Annotated in this window: 19 protein-coding genes; 5 read left to right on the top strand and 14 right to left on the bottom strand. The window is 40.3% G+C overall.

The annotated features are described in order from the left end of the window. Nucleotides 1-159: 159 nt before the first annotated feature. Nucleotides 160-903, bottom strand: coding sequence for a DUF899 domain-containing protein (locus BK584_RS18000; protein ID WP_078393854.1), 744 nt, complete (start codon nt 901-903; stop codon nt 160-162). 255 nt (nt 904-1158) lie between these two features. On the opposite strand from BK584_RS18000, the gene BK584_RS17995 reads away from it, so the two are divergent. After that, the gene (locus BK584_RS17995; RefSeq protein WP_139365700.1) at nt 1159-1761 is read left to right on the top strand and encodes an undecaprenyl-diphosphatase; all 603 of its coding nucleotides are present in this window, start codon (nt 1159-1161) and stop codon (nt 1759-1761) included. A gap of 61 nt (nt 1762-1822) precedes the next feature. On the opposite strand, the gene BK584_RS17990 is transcribed toward BK584_RS17995, so the two are convergent. Further along, nucleotides 1823-2065: a hypothetical protein gene (locus BK584_RS17990; protein WP_078393852.1), complete on the bottom strand. Its 243-nt coding sequence runs from the start codon at nt 2063-2065 to the stop codon at nt 1823-1825. Continuing rightward, the gene (locus tag BK584_RS17985) at nt 2049-2834 is read right to left on the bottom strand and encodes a DUF2711 family protein (RefSeq protein ID WP_078393851.1); all 786 of its coding nucleotides are present in this window, start codon (nt 2832-2834) and stop codon (nt 2049-2051) included. Before BK584_RS17985 ends, BK584_RS17990 begins: the two co-directional genes overlap by 17 nt. A 162-nt stretch (nt 2835-2996) precedes the next feature. Between BK584_RS17985 and BK584_RS17980 the strand changes: the two genes are divergently transcribed. Continuing rightward, on the top strand, nt 2997-3488 hold the full coding sequence (locus tag BK584_RS17980) for a PH domain-containing protein (protein WP_367579329.1): 492 nt from the start codon (nt 2997-2999) through the stop codon (nt 3486-3488). Next, complete coding sequence (locus BK584_RS17975) at nt 3485-5011, top strand: PH domain-containing protein (protein ID WP_078393849.1); 1527 nt, start codon at nt 3485-3487, stop codon at nt 5009-5011. The genes BK584_RS17980 and BK584_RS17975 overlap by 4 nt, the downstream gene beginning before the upstream one ends. Before the next feature lie 32 nt (nt 5012-5043). Here the strand turns inward: BK584_RS17975 and BK584_RS17970 are convergent, their stop codons facing one another. Next, a complete protein-coding gene (locus BK584_RS17970; RefSeq protein ID WP_078393848.1) occupies nt 5044-5790 on the bottom strand; it encodes an ABC transporter permease in 747 nt (248 codons plus the stop codon). Then, entirely contained in the window at nt 5787-6512 is a 726-nt protein-coding gene (locus BK584_RS17965; protein WP_078393847.1) for an ABC transporter ATP-binding protein, read from the bottom strand. Before BK584_RS17965 ends, BK584_RS17970 begins: the two co-directional genes overlap by 4 nt. Before the next feature lie 308 nt (nt 6513-6820). Between BK584_RS17965 and BK584_RS17960 the strand changes: the two genes are divergently transcribed. Beyond that, complete coding sequence (locus tag BK584_RS17960; RefSeq protein WP_078393846.1) at nt 6821-7540, top strand: TspO-related membrane protein; 720 nt, start codon at nt 6821-6823, stop codon at nt 7538-7540. 244 nt (nt 7541-7784) lie between these two features. On the opposite strand, the gene BK584_RS17955 is transcribed toward BK584_RS17960, so the two are convergent. Beyond that, nucleotides 7785-9614 (bottom strand): hypothetical protein, encoded by a 1830-nt coding sequence (locus BK584_RS17955; protein WP_078393845.1) that lies wholly within the window; start codon nt 9612-9614, stop codon nt 7785-7787. A 372-nt stretch (nt 9615-9986) separates the two neighbouring features. Between BK584_RS17955 and BK584_RS17950 the strand changes: the two genes are divergently transcribed. Next, on the top strand, nt 9987-10724 hold the full coding sequence (locus BK584_RS17950) for an NADPH-dependent oxidoreductase (RefSeq protein WP_078393844.1): 738 nt from the start codon (nt 9987-9989) through the stop codon (nt 10722-10724). A 35-nt stretch (nt 10725-10759) separates the two neighbouring features. Here the strand turns inward: BK584_RS17950 and BK584_RS17945 are convergent, their stop codons facing one another. The 8 genes from BK584_RS17945 to BK584_RS17910 are packed head-to-tail and all read right to left on the bottom strand — an operon-like array spanning nt 10760 to nt 19808. Then, entirely contained in the window at nt 10760-12232 is a 1473-nt protein-coding gene (locus tag BK584_RS17945; protein WP_078393843.1) for a tagaturonate reductase, read from the bottom strand. 13 nt (nt 12233-12245) lie between these two features. Further along, complete coding sequence (locus tag BK584_RS17940; RefSeq protein ID WP_078393842.1) at nt 12246-13736, bottom strand: UxaA family hydrolase; 1491 nt, start codon at nt 13734-13736, stop codon at nt 12246-12248. Beyond that, nucleotides 13736-15025: a Gfo/Idh/MocA family protein gene (locus BK584_RS17935; protein WP_078393841.1), complete on the bottom strand. Its 1290-nt coding sequence runs from the start codon at nt 15023-15025 to the stop codon at nt 13736-13738. Before BK584_RS17935 ends, BK584_RS17940 begins: the two co-directional genes overlap by 1 nt. A 25-nt stretch (nt 15026-15050) precedes the next feature. After that, the gene (locus BK584_RS17930; RefSeq protein WP_078393840.1) at nt 15051-15695 is read right to left on the bottom strand and encodes a YesL family protein; all 645 of its coding nucleotides are present in this window, start codon (nt 15693-15695) and stop codon (nt 15051-15053) included. A 46-nt stretch (nt 15696-15741) separates the two neighbouring features. Next, the gene (locus BK584_RS17925; protein WP_078393839.1) at nt 15742-16194 is read right to left on the bottom strand and encodes a hypothetical protein; all 453 of its coding nucleotides are present in this window, start codon (nt 16192-16194) and stop codon (nt 15742-15744) included. 11 nt (nt 16195-16205) lie between these two features. Continuing rightward, a complete protein-coding gene (locus tag BK584_RS17920; RefSeq protein WP_078393838.1) occupies nt 16206-17315 on the bottom strand; it encodes a glycoside hydrolase family 88/105 protein in 1110 nt (369 codons plus the stop codon). Between the two features lie 2 nt (nt 17316-17317). Next, nucleotides 17318-18880 carry a glycoside hydrolase family 43 protein gene (locus tag BK584_RS17915; protein WP_078393837.1) on the bottom strand — a complete coding sequence of 521 codons (1563 nt, stop codon included), beginning with the start codon at nt 18878-18880 and terminating at the stop codon, nt 17318-17320. Continuing rightward, nucleotides 18867-19808, bottom strand: coding sequence for a dienelactone hydrolase family protein (locus tag BK584_RS17910; protein WP_078393836.1), 942 nt, complete (start codon nt 19806-19808; stop codon nt 18867-18869). Before BK584_RS17910 ends, BK584_RS17915 begins: the two co-directional genes overlap by 14 nt. Nucleotide 19809 lies beyond the last annotated feature (1 nt).

Here is a 19809-nt window from a genome sequence, read left to right as displayed (position 1 = left end):
CCATATAACTGATTTCTAGTAACAAGCACCAATTTCCTTTATTACACACACACATTGTTTATCCTAAAAATGATTTTGTTTTTTTAAACTAGTAAGAAAACCCTTTTGGAGAGCAATTGTATCTCTTAAAGACAAAACTACCGAATGTAACTCTTTTCGTTATTTATTACCATACTGGTCACGATGACGCCACCACATATACCGTTTTGTTTGTTTCACCCATGCAGGCGAATCTTCCCAATCTTCTTGACGGCCAAGAGAGGTGAGATCAAGGTAACTCCAGTTTGAACCAAGGTATTCAACTCCCCTGTTCCAAGTTGAATACGTACGATAAATTCGATTTTCATTTTTTAGAAATACACTATAGCCATGTACCTCACCTTGCCCCGCAATAGTTGCACCAAAATCTTTGTTAAACTCGCTTGAATAGGATGAATACCAAGGAACTCTCCAACCCATTCGTTCTTTAAAAGATTTGATCTTCTTTAACGGGGCTCTAGATACAAGGGCGAGTCGTGTATCTCTGGCATTAAGATGGGCCGGGTCACCCATATTATCAACCATCATAGAGCAGCCATCACAACCTTCTTCCCATCCTGGATCAAACATAAAATGATAGATAATAAGCTGGCGATAACCGGCAAATAGATCTTTTAACGTTTGCGTACCGCTATCTCCATCAAAATAGTAGTCTTTTTCTACTTCCAACATCGGCAAACGACGTCGTTCTGCATTTAATTGATCCCTAGCGCGCGTGAGCGCTTTTTCTTTTTCTCTGAAAGCTAGTTGTGCTTTCTGCCAATCCCCTTGGCTAACTATATCAACATCTAGTTCTAGCCTTTCCTCTACTATTTTTTCATCTAATTCACGGTTTGAATTACACCGACAATGATTGTCTTCCATTTATCTCGCTCCTTTTTCTCATTATTTATTATCCTCTTAGTCTACTCATTTTCTTTGCAATCGACTTCTTCTTAATTGCGGTAATTAAGCTAAAGTAGAAGATAAAAAAGGCAAATGGAATAAAGTCAAAAATCAACGCAAAATGGCTACTCTCATTGTATTTTATTACTATAAATCACTTCTTCTTAAGGCAAATGAATATGATACAATAAAAAATCATTACACATACTTACAGCATGACAAAGGAAAATTGATATGTTCAGAGAAGGAAACGTACATTTATTTCACCAAATCAATGATTTTGGGTTTGACTACCCCTTTATTAACACACCGTTTGTTTTTATCGCCGAATATACGGTTATTTTATTAGCTTTGCTTGTTCTTTTTTTCTTTTTTGGGAAACAAACTGAGAAACACCGCTATATGGTTTTAGCAGGTGGATTTGCTTTTATATTGGCGTGGATTACAGGTAATTTAGTCGGGTTGCTCCATCATAACTATCAGCCATTTCATGAGTTAGAAAATGTAAATCAGCTTATTCATAAGGAAATTGATAATTCCTTTCCAAGCGATCACACGATATTATTCTTCTCTTTTTGTGTTGTCTTCTGGTTGTTTAATAAAAGACAAATCGGTTGGTTAATCTTCGCCGCTCTCGTTGGACTAGCACGTATCATCGTCGGCGTGCATTATCCATTAGATGTTTTGGTTGGCGCACTAATTGCGACCTCATTTGCTATTCTTATGTATATATGGGTTCCGCGCTCTCCCTTTGTTAATCAACTTTTGCACACATATGAAAAGATTGAGAACAACATCTTATCAAGAAATAAGCACAAACAAAATTTAGAGAAATAGAATTCCAAAAAGAGAAATGCTATGAATATAGCATTTCTCTTTTAACTGTATGTATCTTTTCTCACTTTGTTATAACAGAGATGGAACCCACTTCCGTCTTTAACGATAATGTAGGAGCCTGTTCAGATTGAGGGATGTTCTTCAGAACATCGTATTGACGCCTTCCCACTTCTGTTTCCACTGTATACTTAAGCTCGTCAGGCAACTCCATAAACATGACTTGAATATCGCCAACCTCTGACTGCGCACTTATATCAGTGTGTATCGTTTCTAAATCTAGCGTAATATTATTCGAACTCTCCATCTTGTTTTATTGATGAAGATCTCGGAATCGATTCATCGGGTCTTTTCTCTTCATTCATCCAAAGAAACATTTCTGTTTTATGCTCAAACTGCCAGAGCGCAGTCGTCTCCTCTGTACAAATGATTCCTTCCATATTCGCAGCCGATACTATTGGTTTTATCTCTTTTTCCTTCGAGAACATTATCGTAAAAAACGAATCAACTAAACTATAAAAATAAAATTGCTTCTGATCATCGTAAAGATGTCGTTCAATTGATCCGAATGGAAAACTGCTTATATCTGTTGCCTTTACCGTTTTAGCAAGAAACGTGTCGCCTGTTTCAATTAGATCTTTACATGTAATTGACTTTGCGCCTGTTAACCGCAAAACTTTTAACATCTTTTCCCATAGAAAGATTGTTGGTTCATCTTCATTTGGCATATATAGGCCATCAACCATTTTGTTATCAAGTCGATTCGCCACGTCTTGATTCATGTTCTTCTTTCCAAGTGCTCCAATATACGTTTGTAAAGCTACCTCAATCTCATACGGCGAGGAAAGCTCACTTATCTCCATCATCACTCTCCAAGACAGCTCTTTTCCATACATCAATATTTCATCATCCGTTGGAAACATTCGATTTATTTGTTTATCTTCAGTTGGAACTTCCCAACCATTAGGCATTTTTAAAAATGGGTGAAATAGAATTGCTGCTGATTTATATTCAGGAATTTGTTGCAAGATCGGCAATTTTTCGTTGAACCCTTTACCAGTAAAGATCTTTCTCACCCACCTTCATCACTTATTGTTTACTTCTTGTTTGGTTTTAAGATACCTTTTAATTTTCAATAATTAGAAACTAATTATTCCCTTTTACCTACAGATGCGAGAAAATAGAACAGTTATAAGCTCCATTAATTGGATTATAGGAGGGCAGAGAGAACGTTGAATATGAAAATCAATGAACCAAAGCGAATATTAGCAAAAGACATAATTAAAGTATGGTTGATCCGTGACGCGCTTGTGAATGCCCTTGGATTTGCGCTATTAGGCGTATTATTTTACCTCGATTTTCGCTTTATGTGGGCAGATTGGATTTGGTGGCTCCTTCTCTTCATCACAGTAGCCTCTGTCATCGGTGCTATTTGGTCGTTGTTCAAACCGTATATTCTTTACAAAAGTTGGCGTTACGAAGCAGATCATGAATTCTTGCAACTCAAATCAGGAATTTGGTTTGAAGAACATCTACTTGTACCAATGGCAAAAATTCAAGCTGTAGAAACACAGCAAGGTCCTATTTTACGGAGATACGGGCTTAGCTCCATCTCTGTTCAAACAACTGGCGGTTCTCATTTAATCGAAGCGCTCCTGAAAGAAGATGCCATCGTTTTACGAAACCAAATTGCTCATTATGCAAAAGTGCAGGAAATGGACGATCAATGAAGACAAAACGATATCATCCTCTACAAATGCTTTTCGGAATCGTTAAACTTGGAAAAAACGTCGCTTTTATTGCCTTATTTTTATTTGTATTTCGAGCTGGCTCTGACTCAACTTTTGTTGCTTATGCTAGAATTGCCTTTTTTATTCTAATCGCTGTATCGCTTGTATCGATTTTTGTAAAATGGTTTACTCATAAATACGAATTAGATGATCGATCCTTTCATCTCTATAAAGGAATGTTGACAAAATCAGAACGAATTATCCCGTTTTCAAAAATCCAGAACGTTAATCGCCATACATCCTTTTTACATAAACCATTCCATATGACTTCCATCCATTTTGAAACAGGAATGACTGGTGAAGATGCGGCTATTACATTTCAAGTTGTATCAGAAAAGGAAGCCGACCAAATTGAAAAACTTCTAACAAACCTTGATCTAAATAAAACAAGCGAAGAGTACACAACCGAAAAGTCCAATGCAGAAAATAATCGTATCGAAAATAACGAAACGATTTTCTTTCACTCAACACGACGTGATTTACTAAAAGCATCTTTTGCTTCACTCAGCTTCTTATTGCTCATTCCATTAATTGGATCACTCCTCTTTAAAATGAACGATATGATTAATATCGAAGAGGAGACAAAAGGACTTTTAGCAACCATGCTAGAATCTTGGTGGCTGCTTGCAGGTCTCATTGCTCTCATCATTATTGCTTCAGTCATTTACGGTGTTTTGAAAACAGTACTGACTTATGGAAACTATGTGATCTCCTCTGATGATGATCGTATCTACATTAAAAAAGGGATACTCTCGGAAACATCATTCTCAATCTCAAAAGAAAAGGTGCAAGCATTTGAAGTCAATCAATCTCTTATTAAACGAATGTTTGGTCTTTGCGAAGTGAAGCTTATAAGCGCAGGTACCCTTAATATCGATGATCAATCCAATGAGATCAGTACGCTCTATCCTTTTTTACCAATTGATCAAGCTTATGATATGGTAACAAAACTTCTACCCACTTATGAATTAACAACAACTATGAAACGGCTCCCTAAAAAAGCATTGGCAATTCGTATTCTGCGACCTTATTGGGCATGGCTTATTGCATCGGCTCTTCTCTTTTATTTCAAACCAACGATTTTACAAAGTGAGAATGGATGGTGGATCGTATCGATTGGCTTATTTGTTTTTACGTTTATAACTAGAATACTCGACTTTATGCATACGAGATACGCATTAAATAAACAATTTATTCAAATAAAAAAAGGTGGCTTAACGACTTCTTTATTTATTACAAAAAGAGAAAGAATCATTGAAGCTCAAGTGAAGCGAAGTCTCGTACAAAAACGACTTAGACTCGCATCCTTTCATACAATTAATCGCGCAAAGCCTATCCGCCATAGCGTCATTCAAGACGTGCCATTAACGATGGCTCACTCTTTCTTGCATTGGTACTACAAGCGTACAAACGAAACGATTATTACCTTTCCAGAAGAAATCAACAAAACAACAGAGCTCTAACCCTGTCAGGTTGGAGCTCTGTTTATAGTGGTTCATTCATTTATTTGCATACGCTCATTAAATAACGTTGGGTACGAGAGAAACCCCAGCATGACGCTTGTTACGATTGCCGTAGTTAACAATAGAAACAGAATCAACAGCTGAAACATAACTGCCTGTAGTGGATCAGCACCTGCAATAATTTGTCCACTCATCATCCCAGGTAACTGGACCAAACCAATGGTTTTCTGACTCTCAATTGTCGGGATTGTACTCGCTTGAATCGAAGTCATTAATTGCTTATGAATCGCTTGTTTCGGTGTACCACCAAGCGTTAATAGTAGTTCTGTTTCATCGTGCCTTGATTCAACCTCTGACGTAAAACGATTTAAGAACAAAATACCTAGTACCATTGAATTCCCAATCACCATCCCACTAATAGGAATAATATATTGAGCTGTTGCAGGGGTAATGCCAAAACCAAGTATAATTCCTTGCGTTACGATTTCAACACACACAAAGGTTACTATAAGCTTCCAAGTAATACCTTTGAACGTTTTTCCTTTTTTTCGCGCATTTTGTGTCGCTGCTCCAATCATGAGTAAAAGCATTAAACCAACATAAAGCAAACTCTCAGAGTCAAATACAAACTGGAGCACATAACCAACCGCAAGCAATTGGATGATCGAGCGAACGGTAGCAATGAAAATATCATTGCCGAGGCCTAACCGAAGCACTTGGGACAAAGCTAAGGGGATTAATACAAAGATCAACGTCAGTGCCAATGTGAGAAAACTCATTGAATGTCCCCTTTTACAAACCGTTTCACTCGATCGTTTTTTGGTTTGTGCAGCAAATCGCTTGGCCCCATCTCAACCAATTCACCGTCCATCATTACCCACGTATCGTTACCGATGCGTGTTGCTTGCTCTAAATTATGTGTAATCCAAATAATCGTTGTCCCATAGACGCTGTTAATCTTTTGAATTAATTTTTCAACTTCTTGCTGTGATACACGATCAAGTGAAGAAGTGATTTCATCAAGTAGCAAAACTTCTGGTCGATTAATGAGCGTACGAGCAATTGACACTTTTTGCTTTTGACCACCGGATAAATCATTGCTGTTGCGAGCAAGGATGTTTTGATCTAACCCTACTAGTTGTATTAACTCAGTCGCTTCTTTCTCTTTTAATTCTTTCCCAGCTAGCTTTAACGGCAGCGCTAAGTTATCTCTAACCGTCCCACTTACCATCGTTGCTTTCTGTAAAACGATCCCAATTTTTTTACGTAGAATTACTGGGTCAAAGGTAAAAATAGACTTACCTTCTATGTAAATTTCACCAGAATTAGCGGATTTCATTCCGTTACATAGCCGAAACAATGTACTTTTCCCAGCGCCGGATGGTCCGACAATGGTTGTAATGCTTCCTTTCGCAAATGAACCGGTGACGCCTTTTATTATATCCACATTATCAACGGAATACGTCACCTGCTTTAACTCGATTGCTTTCTCATTTTCCATCAAACGTTTCCTCTTTTCTTACTTAAAAGCCATTCATCTATTCGTATCGTTCCATTTAGCCAATAAGTATATACGTCTTAATTATAATAATTATTATATGATATTAATTATACTATAAAAATTAAAAACAACAAGATAAAAAAACAGTACTTATATAAAAGTACTATGAAGTAGCGATAGAATCGGTAACGAATTGCATTTCTATTCTTTTACGGAAGCGATACGAATAATTATTTATTTCCGACGTTTATGTCGGAATCTTTACGTGTATACATGTATATATACGGCTATCCAAAGGAGGCACCATGATGAAACAACGAACAACCCTTGGTATCACATACTTAATCTTTTTCGGCTTAATGATCTTTTTAAACTATTGGTCAGCAACACATGTTGGTATGGTCGCCAACCAAGACCAAGCTTTAATCCAACCTGCTGGATATGCATTTTCCATTTGGGGACTTATTTATGTCCTTCTCTTTATTTGGATCGTGCGCATCTTTTTCCTTGGTCGATATGAAGAGAGTGCCTATGCACAAGTCCGTTATTGGCCGGCTGTCAATTTTACCTTAAATGGAATGTGGATTATCGCATTCGCACAAGAATGGTTACTTGCTTCCGTTCTTATTATAGTTGCGCTTCTTACGACTTTAGTTATCATGTATACACGTATTAGTGCAATTCGATTTAGTTGGTTTGATCGTCTTCCATTCTCGATTTATTTTGGTTGGGTTTCCGTAGCGACGATCGTTAATATCTTTACTTGGCTTGTTCAAACAGATGTAACAACCATTCTAGGTTTAGACGAATTGATTTGGACACTTATTATGCTTATTGTTGCAACACTACTCGCTGCTTTTATTTCATTACGCTATAAAGACTGGGCATACCCACTTGTGTTCTTATGGTCATTTATCGCCATTTTTATGGAAAATGAGATAACAAGCATTCTTGTTGTAACAGCAAGCTGCGCCGTAGTTCATCTAGCTTTATCTATAGTTGTGCTCATCCGTAAAAACAAGGCATAATTAAGAAAGTAGGAGCCATTTAAGCAAAGAAAAAAGACGTTCTTAATGGCAACAACTCATAGGTAAAGAAATAATGGTTTGCTCGCATTACATAAGCAAGCAAACCATTATCCATGAACGGACGGAATCGATTAGAAGCTTTGATTCATTTTTGAGGATCTCGGCTTCACTAACCGGTGGAGCCCTCCCTAAAAACTGGTCCGTTCATTTTTTAGATTTATGAGTAATCGATTTACTCCTTCTTCTACTTTTTCTTCAAGTAATCATATGATAATAAGAGGCCTAAACTATATAAAACGACCAAAAAGTAAACAGGCAATAAATGAATAAATGTGGTATAGCCAATATAAAAATGAGTTCCAATTCCAGCGATAAACCCAGGTAAAGCTCCCAATGCAAGTGTGTTCCAGATCCAGCGTTCTCCTTTTCTGAATCCCCATAAGGAGATCATCAGTACGAGTAAACCAACACTTACTAAAGCACTACCAAAACCTGCTCGGTCATGTGCAATCACAGGGATTAATGTCTCACTCAACTCAGTTAACATTTGTGGTGTCATGCATAGAAAAGTTAAATCAGTCTCCACAAAAACGTTGCTCACACCGATTGTGGAAATAACAACCCCACCAATGAGTATTGAAAAACCAAGTATGACAAACATCAACTGTCCATATAATCCCTTTTTCCAAGCTCGATCATTTTCACCATGGTCAGAAGATGGACTAGCTGTGGCATGCGTTCCTTCTTTCCAACTTAAATAGTAAATTGGCATTATTAATAACCAGAATAAACCGTGTAACCAATCAAAATAACCAAACCCAATAAATAGTAGAATGCCGAGAAACCCAATGATGGCAGCAGCATGAAAAGCGATCTTCGCCCAATGTAACCCTTGCTTTATTCCGTGCCGTGCTAGCTGTATGTAAAGAATTCCACCTGATATCATTGTTCCCGCGAGCGCCATTCTATCATGAGACATAAAGGCCAGAATATTGGGATTAACTTGTAAGATTTCTTCTCTTGTTAATCCAATAAACGATTCATCATAAGGGAGAATAATACGCGTAAAGGCAAAATATAAAGCGATCATTCCTCCAATTAGGATGCTAAGGCCAAATAAAAATGACCAATGCCAACTTTCTCGTTTAGTGGTAGAATTTCGCTCATATAGTAATCGCTCATGAATTCTTTTTGGTAATCCTGGCCCTGTTTTTACATACCCTTCGTCTAAAAGTAGTAAATCTGCTCCAGCTCGAACTACTTCATAACCCTCATTCGGAGTCTCAATTCCCCCAGAGGTTATAATCGTGAGGTCTGGATAAAATGCTCTCACCTGTTTCACTCTATGAATCAGCTTTTCATTTGCATTAGTACCTTCCCGCCAATACTCACCTTGTTTATCCCGCACGGCCTGGACAATAACGCCACCGATCTGCGGATGATTGTTTATCAACTGTGATTCTTCTGCGCTTATGACTTCTTCTGAAGACAACGCAATGTAAAAAGAATGTTCAATACCTATGTCATTATGAAGATACGACCCTACTTGTTCTTGCGTCCCTATAAAACCATCAACAAAAGGTGTGAGATGCTGCACAATGATGTCCCATTCACTTCCCTTTACTTGTGGATCCACCCTCGCAAAGATAGGTATGTTCATGTCTATTTTTGTTAGCTTCTTAATTGCCAGCTTGAGGGGAACCTTCTCTGGTTGATTGGAGAACAAAATAGCCTCATCAGCAATAGCTGGTTGTATCTGGATTTTAGGCTCGTTTAATACAATCGGTCCTATTTCTATAAAACCAAAACCTAATTCTTGAAAAGCATTCATTCCCGACAAATGCGGATCAATTTTACTAGATAGTCCCACCGGGGAAAGCACCCGTAAGCTATGATTGATCTCTTTGCCAACTTCTTCCGCAGGACTCATATGGCCTAAAAAGTTTATAAGGCTTCCTCCTCCGGGGGTTGATGCGATTGTGCTCATTGTGCGATGAAGAAACTCTCTGCTCTTTATTGGTTTTAATCGATTCAATAGTAGCTTTTTTAAAGGATGATAGGACCAATCCGGCATAAACAACACCTTCTAAATGTTTCATATGTATTGAGAAGTTCGATTTTTTCTTTCGCTTTCATTCTAGCACGTATATATCCAATTCTTCATGACCATTTTTTCTACAGAAAAAATGTACTCTCTCCTCTTGCAAGGAGACATGCGTTTCTATTAGTAAGACTAGGAAAAACCTATTTACTCACATGTAGCGAATGGCCTCTATGTAAAAAAATAAAGAGGAGCAACCCTTCGTTTTCCTACGAAGTTATCAATTTGCTAGTATTCTTCTTAACGTAAGTAAGCCTGTTTACACTTCAAGTGAGCAGACTTTGTGCTCTTTTTCCCTCTTTTTGTTATAACTAATGCATGACTACATAATTGGAGGGAATCAGAATGAATGAAACAATACACGTATTAAACAACCACCAATCGATCCGCAAATATTCATCGGAACCAGTCTCAACTGAACAGTTACAGGCTGTAATTAAAGCAGCACAGTCTGCGCCTACATGGGGAAATGGACAACAATTAAGTGTTGTTGGTGTAACTGATGAAGCAAAGAAGGCCACTATCTCCGATACAATTGGTCAGCCGTGGATTAAAGAAGCGCCTGTTTTCCTTGCGTTTACGCTTGATTTTTATCGAGCAAAGCAATTACTTGAGGCGCAAGGTCAATCATTTGTAGCTGGTGACAATGTTGATACACTTCTTATTGGATCAACAGACGTGGGCATTGCACTTGGTTTTGCAACAGCTGCTGCGGAATCAATGGGGCTTGGGATTGTACCAATTGGTGCCATTCGATCACATTCCGAGAAAATGATTGAGCTACTTGAGCTACCTGAATACGTTTTTCCAGTGGCAGGACTTGTTTTAGGGCACCCAACTGATAAACCTGGTCTTAAACCACGTATACCTGTTGAAGCATTTTATCATCAAGACCGTTACAATAAGGATCAAGCATCCACCATTCAAGCATATGAGAAAACTTTTGCTGACTACATGCAGCAGCGAAGCAACGAGATACCAGCAAAAACATGGGCTGATACCGTCGCACGCTACTACAGCAGACCAAACGGAATCCCTCAAACAGCGGAAGCCCTTAAGAAACAAGGGTTTACGTACAAGTAGAAAAAAACCAGGCTTTAAATAGCCTGGCTTCTTTTCTATATCGTTGTAACGATGTTTTCTATCTCACCGCTTAACAATTGCTCCACAAAAACTGTCACTTGTATGTGGTGCTCACTTAAATCAACACCCCATAATTCCTCTTGCTCAAGTAGGAGCTGCACTGTCTCCGCAACATTTTTCTCATCTTGATCAAATTGTCCCCATGCCTCATTCAAGATCGTTAACGTCGTCTCGTTTTCGCGAATCGTGTAGCGTTGCCCATTTGCTTTCCCTTGCAAAAAGGCCCCTTCTTTTCCAATAGGTTTCATATAGACAAGAAGAGCGGCAAGGCTAAACAAAAGGAGTTGCGGCCGCTGGTTCGCTTCTAGCGCTGGCAAAAGCCGTGTTTTAAATTTGTAGATCGCATTCATACCGATATCGGTTAGTTGATGGGCTAAGTAAGGGTTTTCGAATCGTTCAATGACACTGGCTACATAAGCTTCCTTCACTTCTTGATTCGCTCGGACAGTCGGCATCAATTCCTCTTGTAGTCCTCTTTCCAGAAAATGCCTTAGCACTTGATTTTTAAGCACACCTTTTACCGTCGTCTCACCAGCAAGCACACCAGCCGCAAACATAAATGTATGCGCACCGTTAAGCAAACGAACTTTTAACTCCCTGTAAGATGCTGTCTTTTCCCACACAACATTTAAACCAGCTTCAGCAAACGGGAGACGCTCATTTGGCCTCCGCTCAGCCTCAATTACGAATAGATGGTACGGCTCCGCCACGGTTAACAAGTGATCTTCATAACCAAGTCTAGTCGCCCACTTCTCTTCCTCTCCACGAGGAAAACCAGTAACAATCCGGTCAACAAGGGTATTACAGAAAATCACTGCCTCATCAAGCCAGCTTAAAAATGACTCTGGCAACTCCCAGTCGTTCGCCACTCGCTTGATTAGACTTTTTAAGACGACTCCGTTTTCTTCAACCAATTCACATGGCACAACAACGATACCAGCTGTAAGAGAGCCATCGAATGCTAGAAAACGCTCATATAAAAAAGCGGTCGTTTTTCCTGGGAAAGATAAAGGCGCTTCTTTCCCGTTATACGGTTCATGGAGATAGGTTAGACCGGCCTCTGTCGTGTTTGAAAATAGCCATTTAACTGACGTGGACCTTGCTAGTGCAATGACTTCATCCCAATCTGTGTAAGGATTAATACCTCTCGAAATAGACTGAACAAGCTCTGCCTTATCAATTGTTTCGCCCTTTAGTTTTCCTCTTAAAATGGTTGTAAATAATCCATTCTGTGCATTTAAAACAGGGACCACTTTCCCATGTGGGGTTGGCTGAACTGCAACTACACGACCAGAATAAACACCCTGCTTATGAAGTTGATGAATCATCCAGTTTAAAAATCCACGAAGAAAGTTCCCTTCTCCAATTTGCACAATTGTCTCTTCACCCGTATGTTCTTTTCCATTCAAAACCGTTTGTGTTAATCGATGAACACCCGTTTCAGCCATCGCTTCCTCCTTCTTATAAGATCACGCCGTCTTTAAATAAGGCGATTTCTTTGAACCCATTTTGTTCGTTCAATGTTGTTTCTTCACCAGAGGCTAGACGCAAAACATAGTGAAATAAATCATTCGCTAAGTCGTTCATACTTTTCCCTTCTACCAAACCGCCAGCATTAAAGTCAATCCAGTTTTTCTTTCTTTCAGCAAGCCCCGTATTCGTTGATACTTTAACAGTAGGAACCGGTCCACCAAACGGGGTACCCCGACCGGTTGTAAAAAGCACAATTTGTGCACCAGATGCGGCGAGAGCAGTAACCGAAACAAGGTCATTTCCTGGACCTTGAACAAGGGTAAGCCCTTGCTTTTTCACACGCCCTCCATACGGTACGACGTCAGCCACTGGAGCGAATCCACCTTTCTGCACACACCCTAAGGACTTCTCTTCAAGCGTCGTAATGCCGCCTTTTTTATTTCCCGGAGACGGATTTTCATACACGACTTGATTGTGCCGAATAAAATAATCTTTAAACCCGTTTACCATATCGACAATAGAATCAAACACATCTTCACTCGAAGCACGATTCATTAAAATGGTCTCTGCTCCAAACATTTCTGGCACTTCTGTTAAAACAGTCGAACCCCCAACACCAATTAATTGGTCAGAAAAGGCACCAACAAGAGGGTTGGCAGTAATACCAGAAAACCCATCAGACCCCCCGCACTTTAACCCGACTTTTAGTTTCGATAACGGGACTTCTGTACGTTTATCATTTTTAACAACTTTCGCAATCTCACTCAATAAATCAAGCGCTTCCTCTAACTCATCTCCTGCTTCTTGCACAGCAAGAAACTTAATTCGTTTCTCATTGTAAGGACCTAGCGCTTCTTTAAATAAATCGATATAATTATTTTCACACCCTAACCCAAGTACGAGCACACCAGCTGCATTTGGATGGTGGACAAGGCTCGCCAACAAGGCTTGCGTACTTTTTAGATCATCACCTAATTGTGAACAACCAAAGGGATGAGGGAAATTGTAAACGCCATCAATATTTTGATAGCCTTCAGCATTTCCTAGCTTAGCAACCAGTTCAGCTGTCTTGTTAATGCAGCCTACAGTATTGATGATCCAAATTTCATTCCGGATACCAACCTCGCCATTTTCTCGCTCGTATCCTTTAAATGTCCATTCGTTTTCCGCGGGCTCCTTCGTTGCTGCAGCTTGTTCTGGCTCATAAGTATAGGTCAACGTGCCATCAAGTGTGGTCTTGACGTTGTGTGTATGAATCCACGCTCCTTTTGGAATGGTTGACGTCGCAGTTCCAATTGGAAAACCATATTTTAAAATTTGCTCGCCTTGATTAATGTCGCGCAACGCAGCTTTATGACCTCTCTCAACCGCTTCAATCATCGTTAACTCGCCATAAACATGCTTGATCGTCTCGCCTTTCTTTATATCACGTAAGGCTACAAGTACATCATCACTTGGATGAACAACGGTCGAATCCATTAGTGGATTCCCTCCTTTTTCGCCAACAAGTCATTCACTTGAATGCATTTACCCGTTTTTGCTGATTTCCAGACCGCCTCCCCAACTGCAATGGAGTAAGCACCTGCCTCTGCTCCTGCAAGTACGTCAAAGCTTCGATTTTGATCTGGTCCTAAAAACAAGTCTTCTTGGATCAGAGGATCACCACCACCGTGTCCCCCTTCTGCTTTCACGACATGAATGATTTCTTTTGCTCCAAAAAGTGGAATCAAATCAACGGTTTGTTCAGGCACTGAAAAAGGTGTTCGCGATGGTGAGTGATATTCTTGTGTCTCAATTCGCCCCTTCGTGCCATTGATCGCTAACCGATACCCTTCATAAGGAGCAGAAAAATTAATGGAATAACTAAGCAGCGCTCCGCTGTCATAGCGAACAGTGGCTGCATACGTATCTTCAATTTCGATTTCTCCGTCAAAAATACACGCGTCTGGACTATAGTTCGTATACGCACCAAGATCCTGACCAGCAAGTAAGTGATCATCTTTTGGTTCATTTGATTGGCTTCTCCCAAACCAACGTCGATAATAGGAACAATCCTGTCGCTCTCCACACGTGCCACAACGCCGCCCCTCGCGCATGCTTGGGTTTAGTTCTCCATCTTTTCCATAATAATGGAGATCACCAAACGCAAACACGTCTTTAGGTTGTTTTCCAATCCACCAATTGACGAGATCAAAGTGGTGCGTGGATTTGTGGATTGATAAACCGCCAGAATATGCGCGGTTGCGATTCCAACGTTTAAAATAGCTTGATCCATGATACGTATCCACGTACCAATTAAGATCAACAGAGGTTACACGACCAATTCGACCTGACTGAATGAGTTCCTTTATTTTCAGATGGTACGGACTATAACGATAATTAAATGCAACCGTCACTTGCCCAGCACTTAATTGTTCTGCTTCAAGTACACGCCTGGCATCTTCGGCAGTAGTGACCATTGGCTTTTCACTAATAATGGAAAGGTCAAGCGCAAGCCCACGCAGAATATAGTCAACATGGGTATCATCTCTACTCGTAACAATAACCGTTGTCGCGTTTGTCTCTTTAACCATCTGTTCAAATTCACTCGGTTTATAGAATTTGACATCCGAAAGCTCTGGAAACGACTCTAGACAAACTTCGTATCGTTTTCGATCGGAATCAAGCATCCCAACGATTTGATTATCCTGATTAAAACGTTCCAAGATCGGTTTCATAAACATACTAAGCGCCCTATTGCTCAGGCCACAAACGACAATGTTTCGCATACCGCACTCCCCCTTTGAATCCTAATCATAGTTGTGTTGAAGCCTCACTTTGTGAGTATTGTTTTTGTTTCATCGATGAAAAGATGCGCGCAGAGACCCAGGAAAGCAAGTATGCAATACTAGCCGCCGCAAAAAACAAAATTAGTCCAGGTATAAACATGTAAAGCATCTGCAATCCATAAAGACCAACGCCCATAGCCATTACATGAAGGGGGTGGCCACAAGCAATTAATAAAGCTGCACGTACTCGATTAAGACCTTTTAAATGAAAGCTAACGTAGGTTGGAAAATAAAGCAAAAGCATAAAAGCAAATAAAAACGCGATCACTAATAAAATCCCTCGAACCACCAACATGACCAATTCGCTACCCGCAAATAGCGTGAGGTTCCAATACAATAAAAAACCAACTGCGAATAATGCAATTCCAGAAACATTCGCCCGCCAAAACTCATCTTTATAGGTGGACCAGAATTGTTTAAACACCGGTATATCCCATTCTTTGTTGACCCACGCTCGAGTGACCGTAAATAACGCTACAGTTGCTGGTGCTACACCAAAAACAATAAGTCCGAGTAGCGTAAATCCTAGCCACAAAACATTGGCATAGGCTAATTTAGAAATAAATAAAGAGACTCGATAAAAGCTGCCCCACATTCCTGTAAGCTCCATTAATTATTACCCCCTTCTAGAGTTATAGACGAACCATCTATTTTTGCTACCACGTTTTTACGAACGCCAATGCCTCTTGTTGTCGATCGCTATATACAGGAATAAGAAGAAGGTGCTCTTGTTCTAATTGGACAGCTTCTACCAACAGCTCTTGCAAGGATAGCGCTACAATTTCTTCCTCTTCATGAATAGGAACAGATACGCCTTCTAGCTCACCTAGCTCCGCTAAACCTTCTGGATCAATTGCTCCAGCCAAGCTTCCATCCACAAGTAAAAGATCTGCTTCGTGACCAACAAGCTCCACAATAAAACGTTCTAGTATAGTCGGGAAAACAGTTAACGCAACGTCATCCTCTGCGAGAATAAGCTTTAATGCCTCTTGTTGCTCATAAAGCTCATCAGAAAACGCCATAATGTGAAGTTGTCGTTCTCCCTCTTTGCTACATCCTGTCATGAACAGTAAGAAGACACATAAGACAACATTAAGCCAGCGCACCATTTTCCTTCCCCCTACTGTCTAATAGCTTTCTCTAACTCTGCTGCACATAGCGCAAAAGCGCCTACTCCATGTAAATCATTAACAGTTGTTGGTCGGTTGATATAGTCTTGATAACGACCAATCGATGTACCAATACAAATATCATGTAATGAAACGGAACCATCTGTAGCCACTTCGAGAGAATGCGACAAGAGGCCGTTAAACGCTTTTTCGCTATGCTTAAGCGCCAGATCATCCAATAAACCTAGCCTATTTCCTTTTGCGAGTGCGTATGCAAATAAACAAGAGCAAGAACTCTCGAGCCAATTCCCCTCTTCATTTCCTTTATCAACCACTTGATACCACAGACCAGACTCTTCATCTTGATAAGCGATCAGGCGATTCATTAGCGCTTGGAATACTTCAATAAGAGGTTCTCTCTTTTGAAGCTCTGTTTCGAGCAAGTCAATAAAGTCAATTAATGTCATTGCATACCACCCAAGTGCTCTTCCCCACACCTCCGTTGTTTTTCCAGTTACCGGATCACACACATCTGCTTGTTTACTTGCATCCCATGCATGGACATACAACCCAGTTTGCTCATCTTTTGTAGAGGTACGCATTAACTGTTCTTGAGCTAACACGAGATCAATTAACGTTCCTTCGTTAAACTGCTGACCATATTGAATTGCAAATGGTCCAGCCATGTATAAGCCATCCAACCACATTTGGTTCGGGTATTTGTCTTTATGCCAATACCCGCCTTCACGGTTACGATTAAGTGTATCTAGCAAACTACGTAACTTCCGTGCCGCCTCTTTATAACGGTACTCCCCTGTTTCTTTATAAAGTGGAAATAGTAACAATCCTGCTTGAATGGCATCAAGCTCGTCTCGCCTAAACAAGAAATTACCATCTTCGTCGACCAGTCCATCAACGTAACCTTTAATATAGTCAAAATAAGCATTGTTTGGTTCCAACTCCCAAATACGATGCACACCACATAAAAACACACCTTGATGGTAATGCCAGCGATTAGCTGGCGGCATGTTTAGTGGACTGTATTGCCTCATAACTGTTTCAATCGCTCTTTTTCCCCATTCCAACGGTGTTTTGATCTCTACATCCAATTTATGCGTCATTTTCACTCCCCCTTATAGTCAAACCAGTCAAAGTCAGCATACGTTGTATTCTCATTTCCATTGCTTGTAGCAAATAAGCCAATATATGTTCCAACAAAACCTCCGGCTCGATCTGTACTAAGTACACGACCATCTTGCTTTTCAGCGACAACATGCCACTTTCCAAATTGATTCCGATAAAGAAATGTCAACTCTTGAAAATGTGCCTCGACTTTAAGTTCAATTGAAGTTTCTGAAATAGATAATTCTCCTACGACATCATCACTGGTTCCTTCTCTTTTAACAACACGAACCACTGGCTGCTCTTGTACATATATGACTTCAAACCGGTAGTGATGTGTTTGGCTATGAAATAAGGTCAACCCCGCTGCTTCCCCTTGTGTTTCCGGGGAAAACAATAGTTTCGTTGCTACGTTATATGAGAGATGCTGCTGGCGCCTCCCAATAAAACTTGGACTCGCACAATCCGCGAGTGTTTCTGGTCTAAGTTTCATCCGCAAAAAACCCGGCTTCTCCGCAAGCGTATAAAAACGCTCTCGTGGTGTGCGAATCATATTCCACTCCATGCCTAGTTCCAATTGATCAAACTCATCTCTAATTGACGAGGAGATGACTTTTTGACGTGGAAGGTTTGGTCCGCGCATCTCCTCTTCAATTCGTCCTGTATCAGGACATACGACTGGCCAATCATCTTCAAATCGTACCGGTGCCAAGAAAGTCTCTCGACCGAGATTACGAAACATGCCACCATATGGTCGCGATCCTAAACAAACCATCCACCAATCGCCATCTTCTGTATCAACAAGATCGCCGTGACCGACATTCGTAATTGGTGCATCTTTTCCTAGATGTCGATGTGTCAAAATAGGGTTACGGGGATTCGCCTCATATGGACCTGCGATTGTTTTACTTCGCGCAACAGTTACGGCATGAGTGAAGCCGGTTCCGCCCTCAGCGATAATCAGATAATAAAATCCATCTTTTTTGTATATATGTGGCGCCTCTTGTGCATGGGCAATTTTCAGTGCGCCATCCCAAATTCCTACAGGATCCCCAATTAACGTACCTTTGTTCACATCTAGCTCTTGTAACCATATTTCCATATGTTTGGCATGAGTTTGACCCGTTGGTGGAACTCGATTGCCCGTGTAGTAAACTCGATTATCATCATCAAAGAACAAAGAAGGATCGATACCAGGTGCCCCTTTTAACCAAACCGGTTCAGACCAGGGACCCGCTGGATTTTCAGCCGTTACATAAAAGTTTCGGCGTTCGCCATACTGACTTTCTACAAATGTCGTAATAACATAAAACAATCCGTTCTGGTGGCGAATGGTTGGAGCATAAATGCCTCGAGAATTTGGTGTTCCGTCTAAGTTTAGTTGCGACGGACGATCAAGCACATGTCCAATTTGAGTCCAGTTCACTAAATCGATGGAATGAAAAATAGGTACACCTGGAAAATATTCAAATGTTGATGTAACGAGATAATAATCTTGGTTTACTCTACAAATTGATGGGTCTGGATAAAACCCAGGTATGATAGGGTTTTTAAATGTATCCATTTCCCTCTCCTCTCTCCTGCAACTGCTTGATTAGCCAAGGAATCGACTCTTCCCCATTTACTTCATGGAGCCCTTTAAATAGATGAACCATCACGTTTTCTTGTTTTGTTGCTTCCTGTACTGAGCTTGAGGGAAACAACATATCTTGATCTCCGCTTTCGATAAACAGGGGCCTTGGGGCAATAAGTGCTAATAACTCTGGCATTTCACCGATAGTTAATAAACCGGGAATGTAATTATCAAGACAATGACGACGAGCAAGCACACTGTCTTTAATCATGGCCCCAAAACCACTTAGAACTGTTGCTTGAATGCGTTCATCTGTTGCAGCTAAAAGTAGTGCAATCAACCCACCGCCAGAGAAGCCAAATACACCAATGCTACTTTTCATAAATTGAGGGTGTGTATTTAACCAATTTACGAGATGAAGAGTTTCGCATACACGTAACCCGGCCAATGTTTTTCCATAGAGCAAAAGTTCTGACGCAATAGAGAAACAACTATTGTTCTCCGCTTCATCACTTGATTTCTTTCGAGCACCAAATCCTATAAGCTCTGGAAGAACAACAATACAACCTTGTTTAACGAGACGTTTAGCAAATCCACGATGACTTGATCCAGCTTCGAGTGCTTCTGTAGCTCCTGTACCGTGCCCATGAAGGGCAAGCACAATGGGCTCTCCTTTTGCGGGAGTGTGCGGTAAAAGCATTCGAAATGGCATTCGTAAGCAATCAGTCGTTTCAATAACAAATGTTTCCTCACTGTATTGGTCATATTGTCGACAAGAGATGCGGATTCCTTCACTTTGGTCACTAGGCACGAATGTCCCCAGTGCCTGTTTTAAAGCAAAGATTCGCTTTTCTTTAGACATCGAAACTGATGGTCTTCCTTCGTAAAGCGTCCTGAGGTAGTGATCAACATCAGCCATG

This window comes from Shouchella patagoniensis, from assembly GCF_002019705.1.
Lineage (GTDB): Bacteria > Bacillota > Bacilli > Bacillales > Bacillaceae_D > Shouchella > Shouchella patagoniensis.
This window is presented reverse-complemented; position numbering and strand designations above follow the sequence as displayed.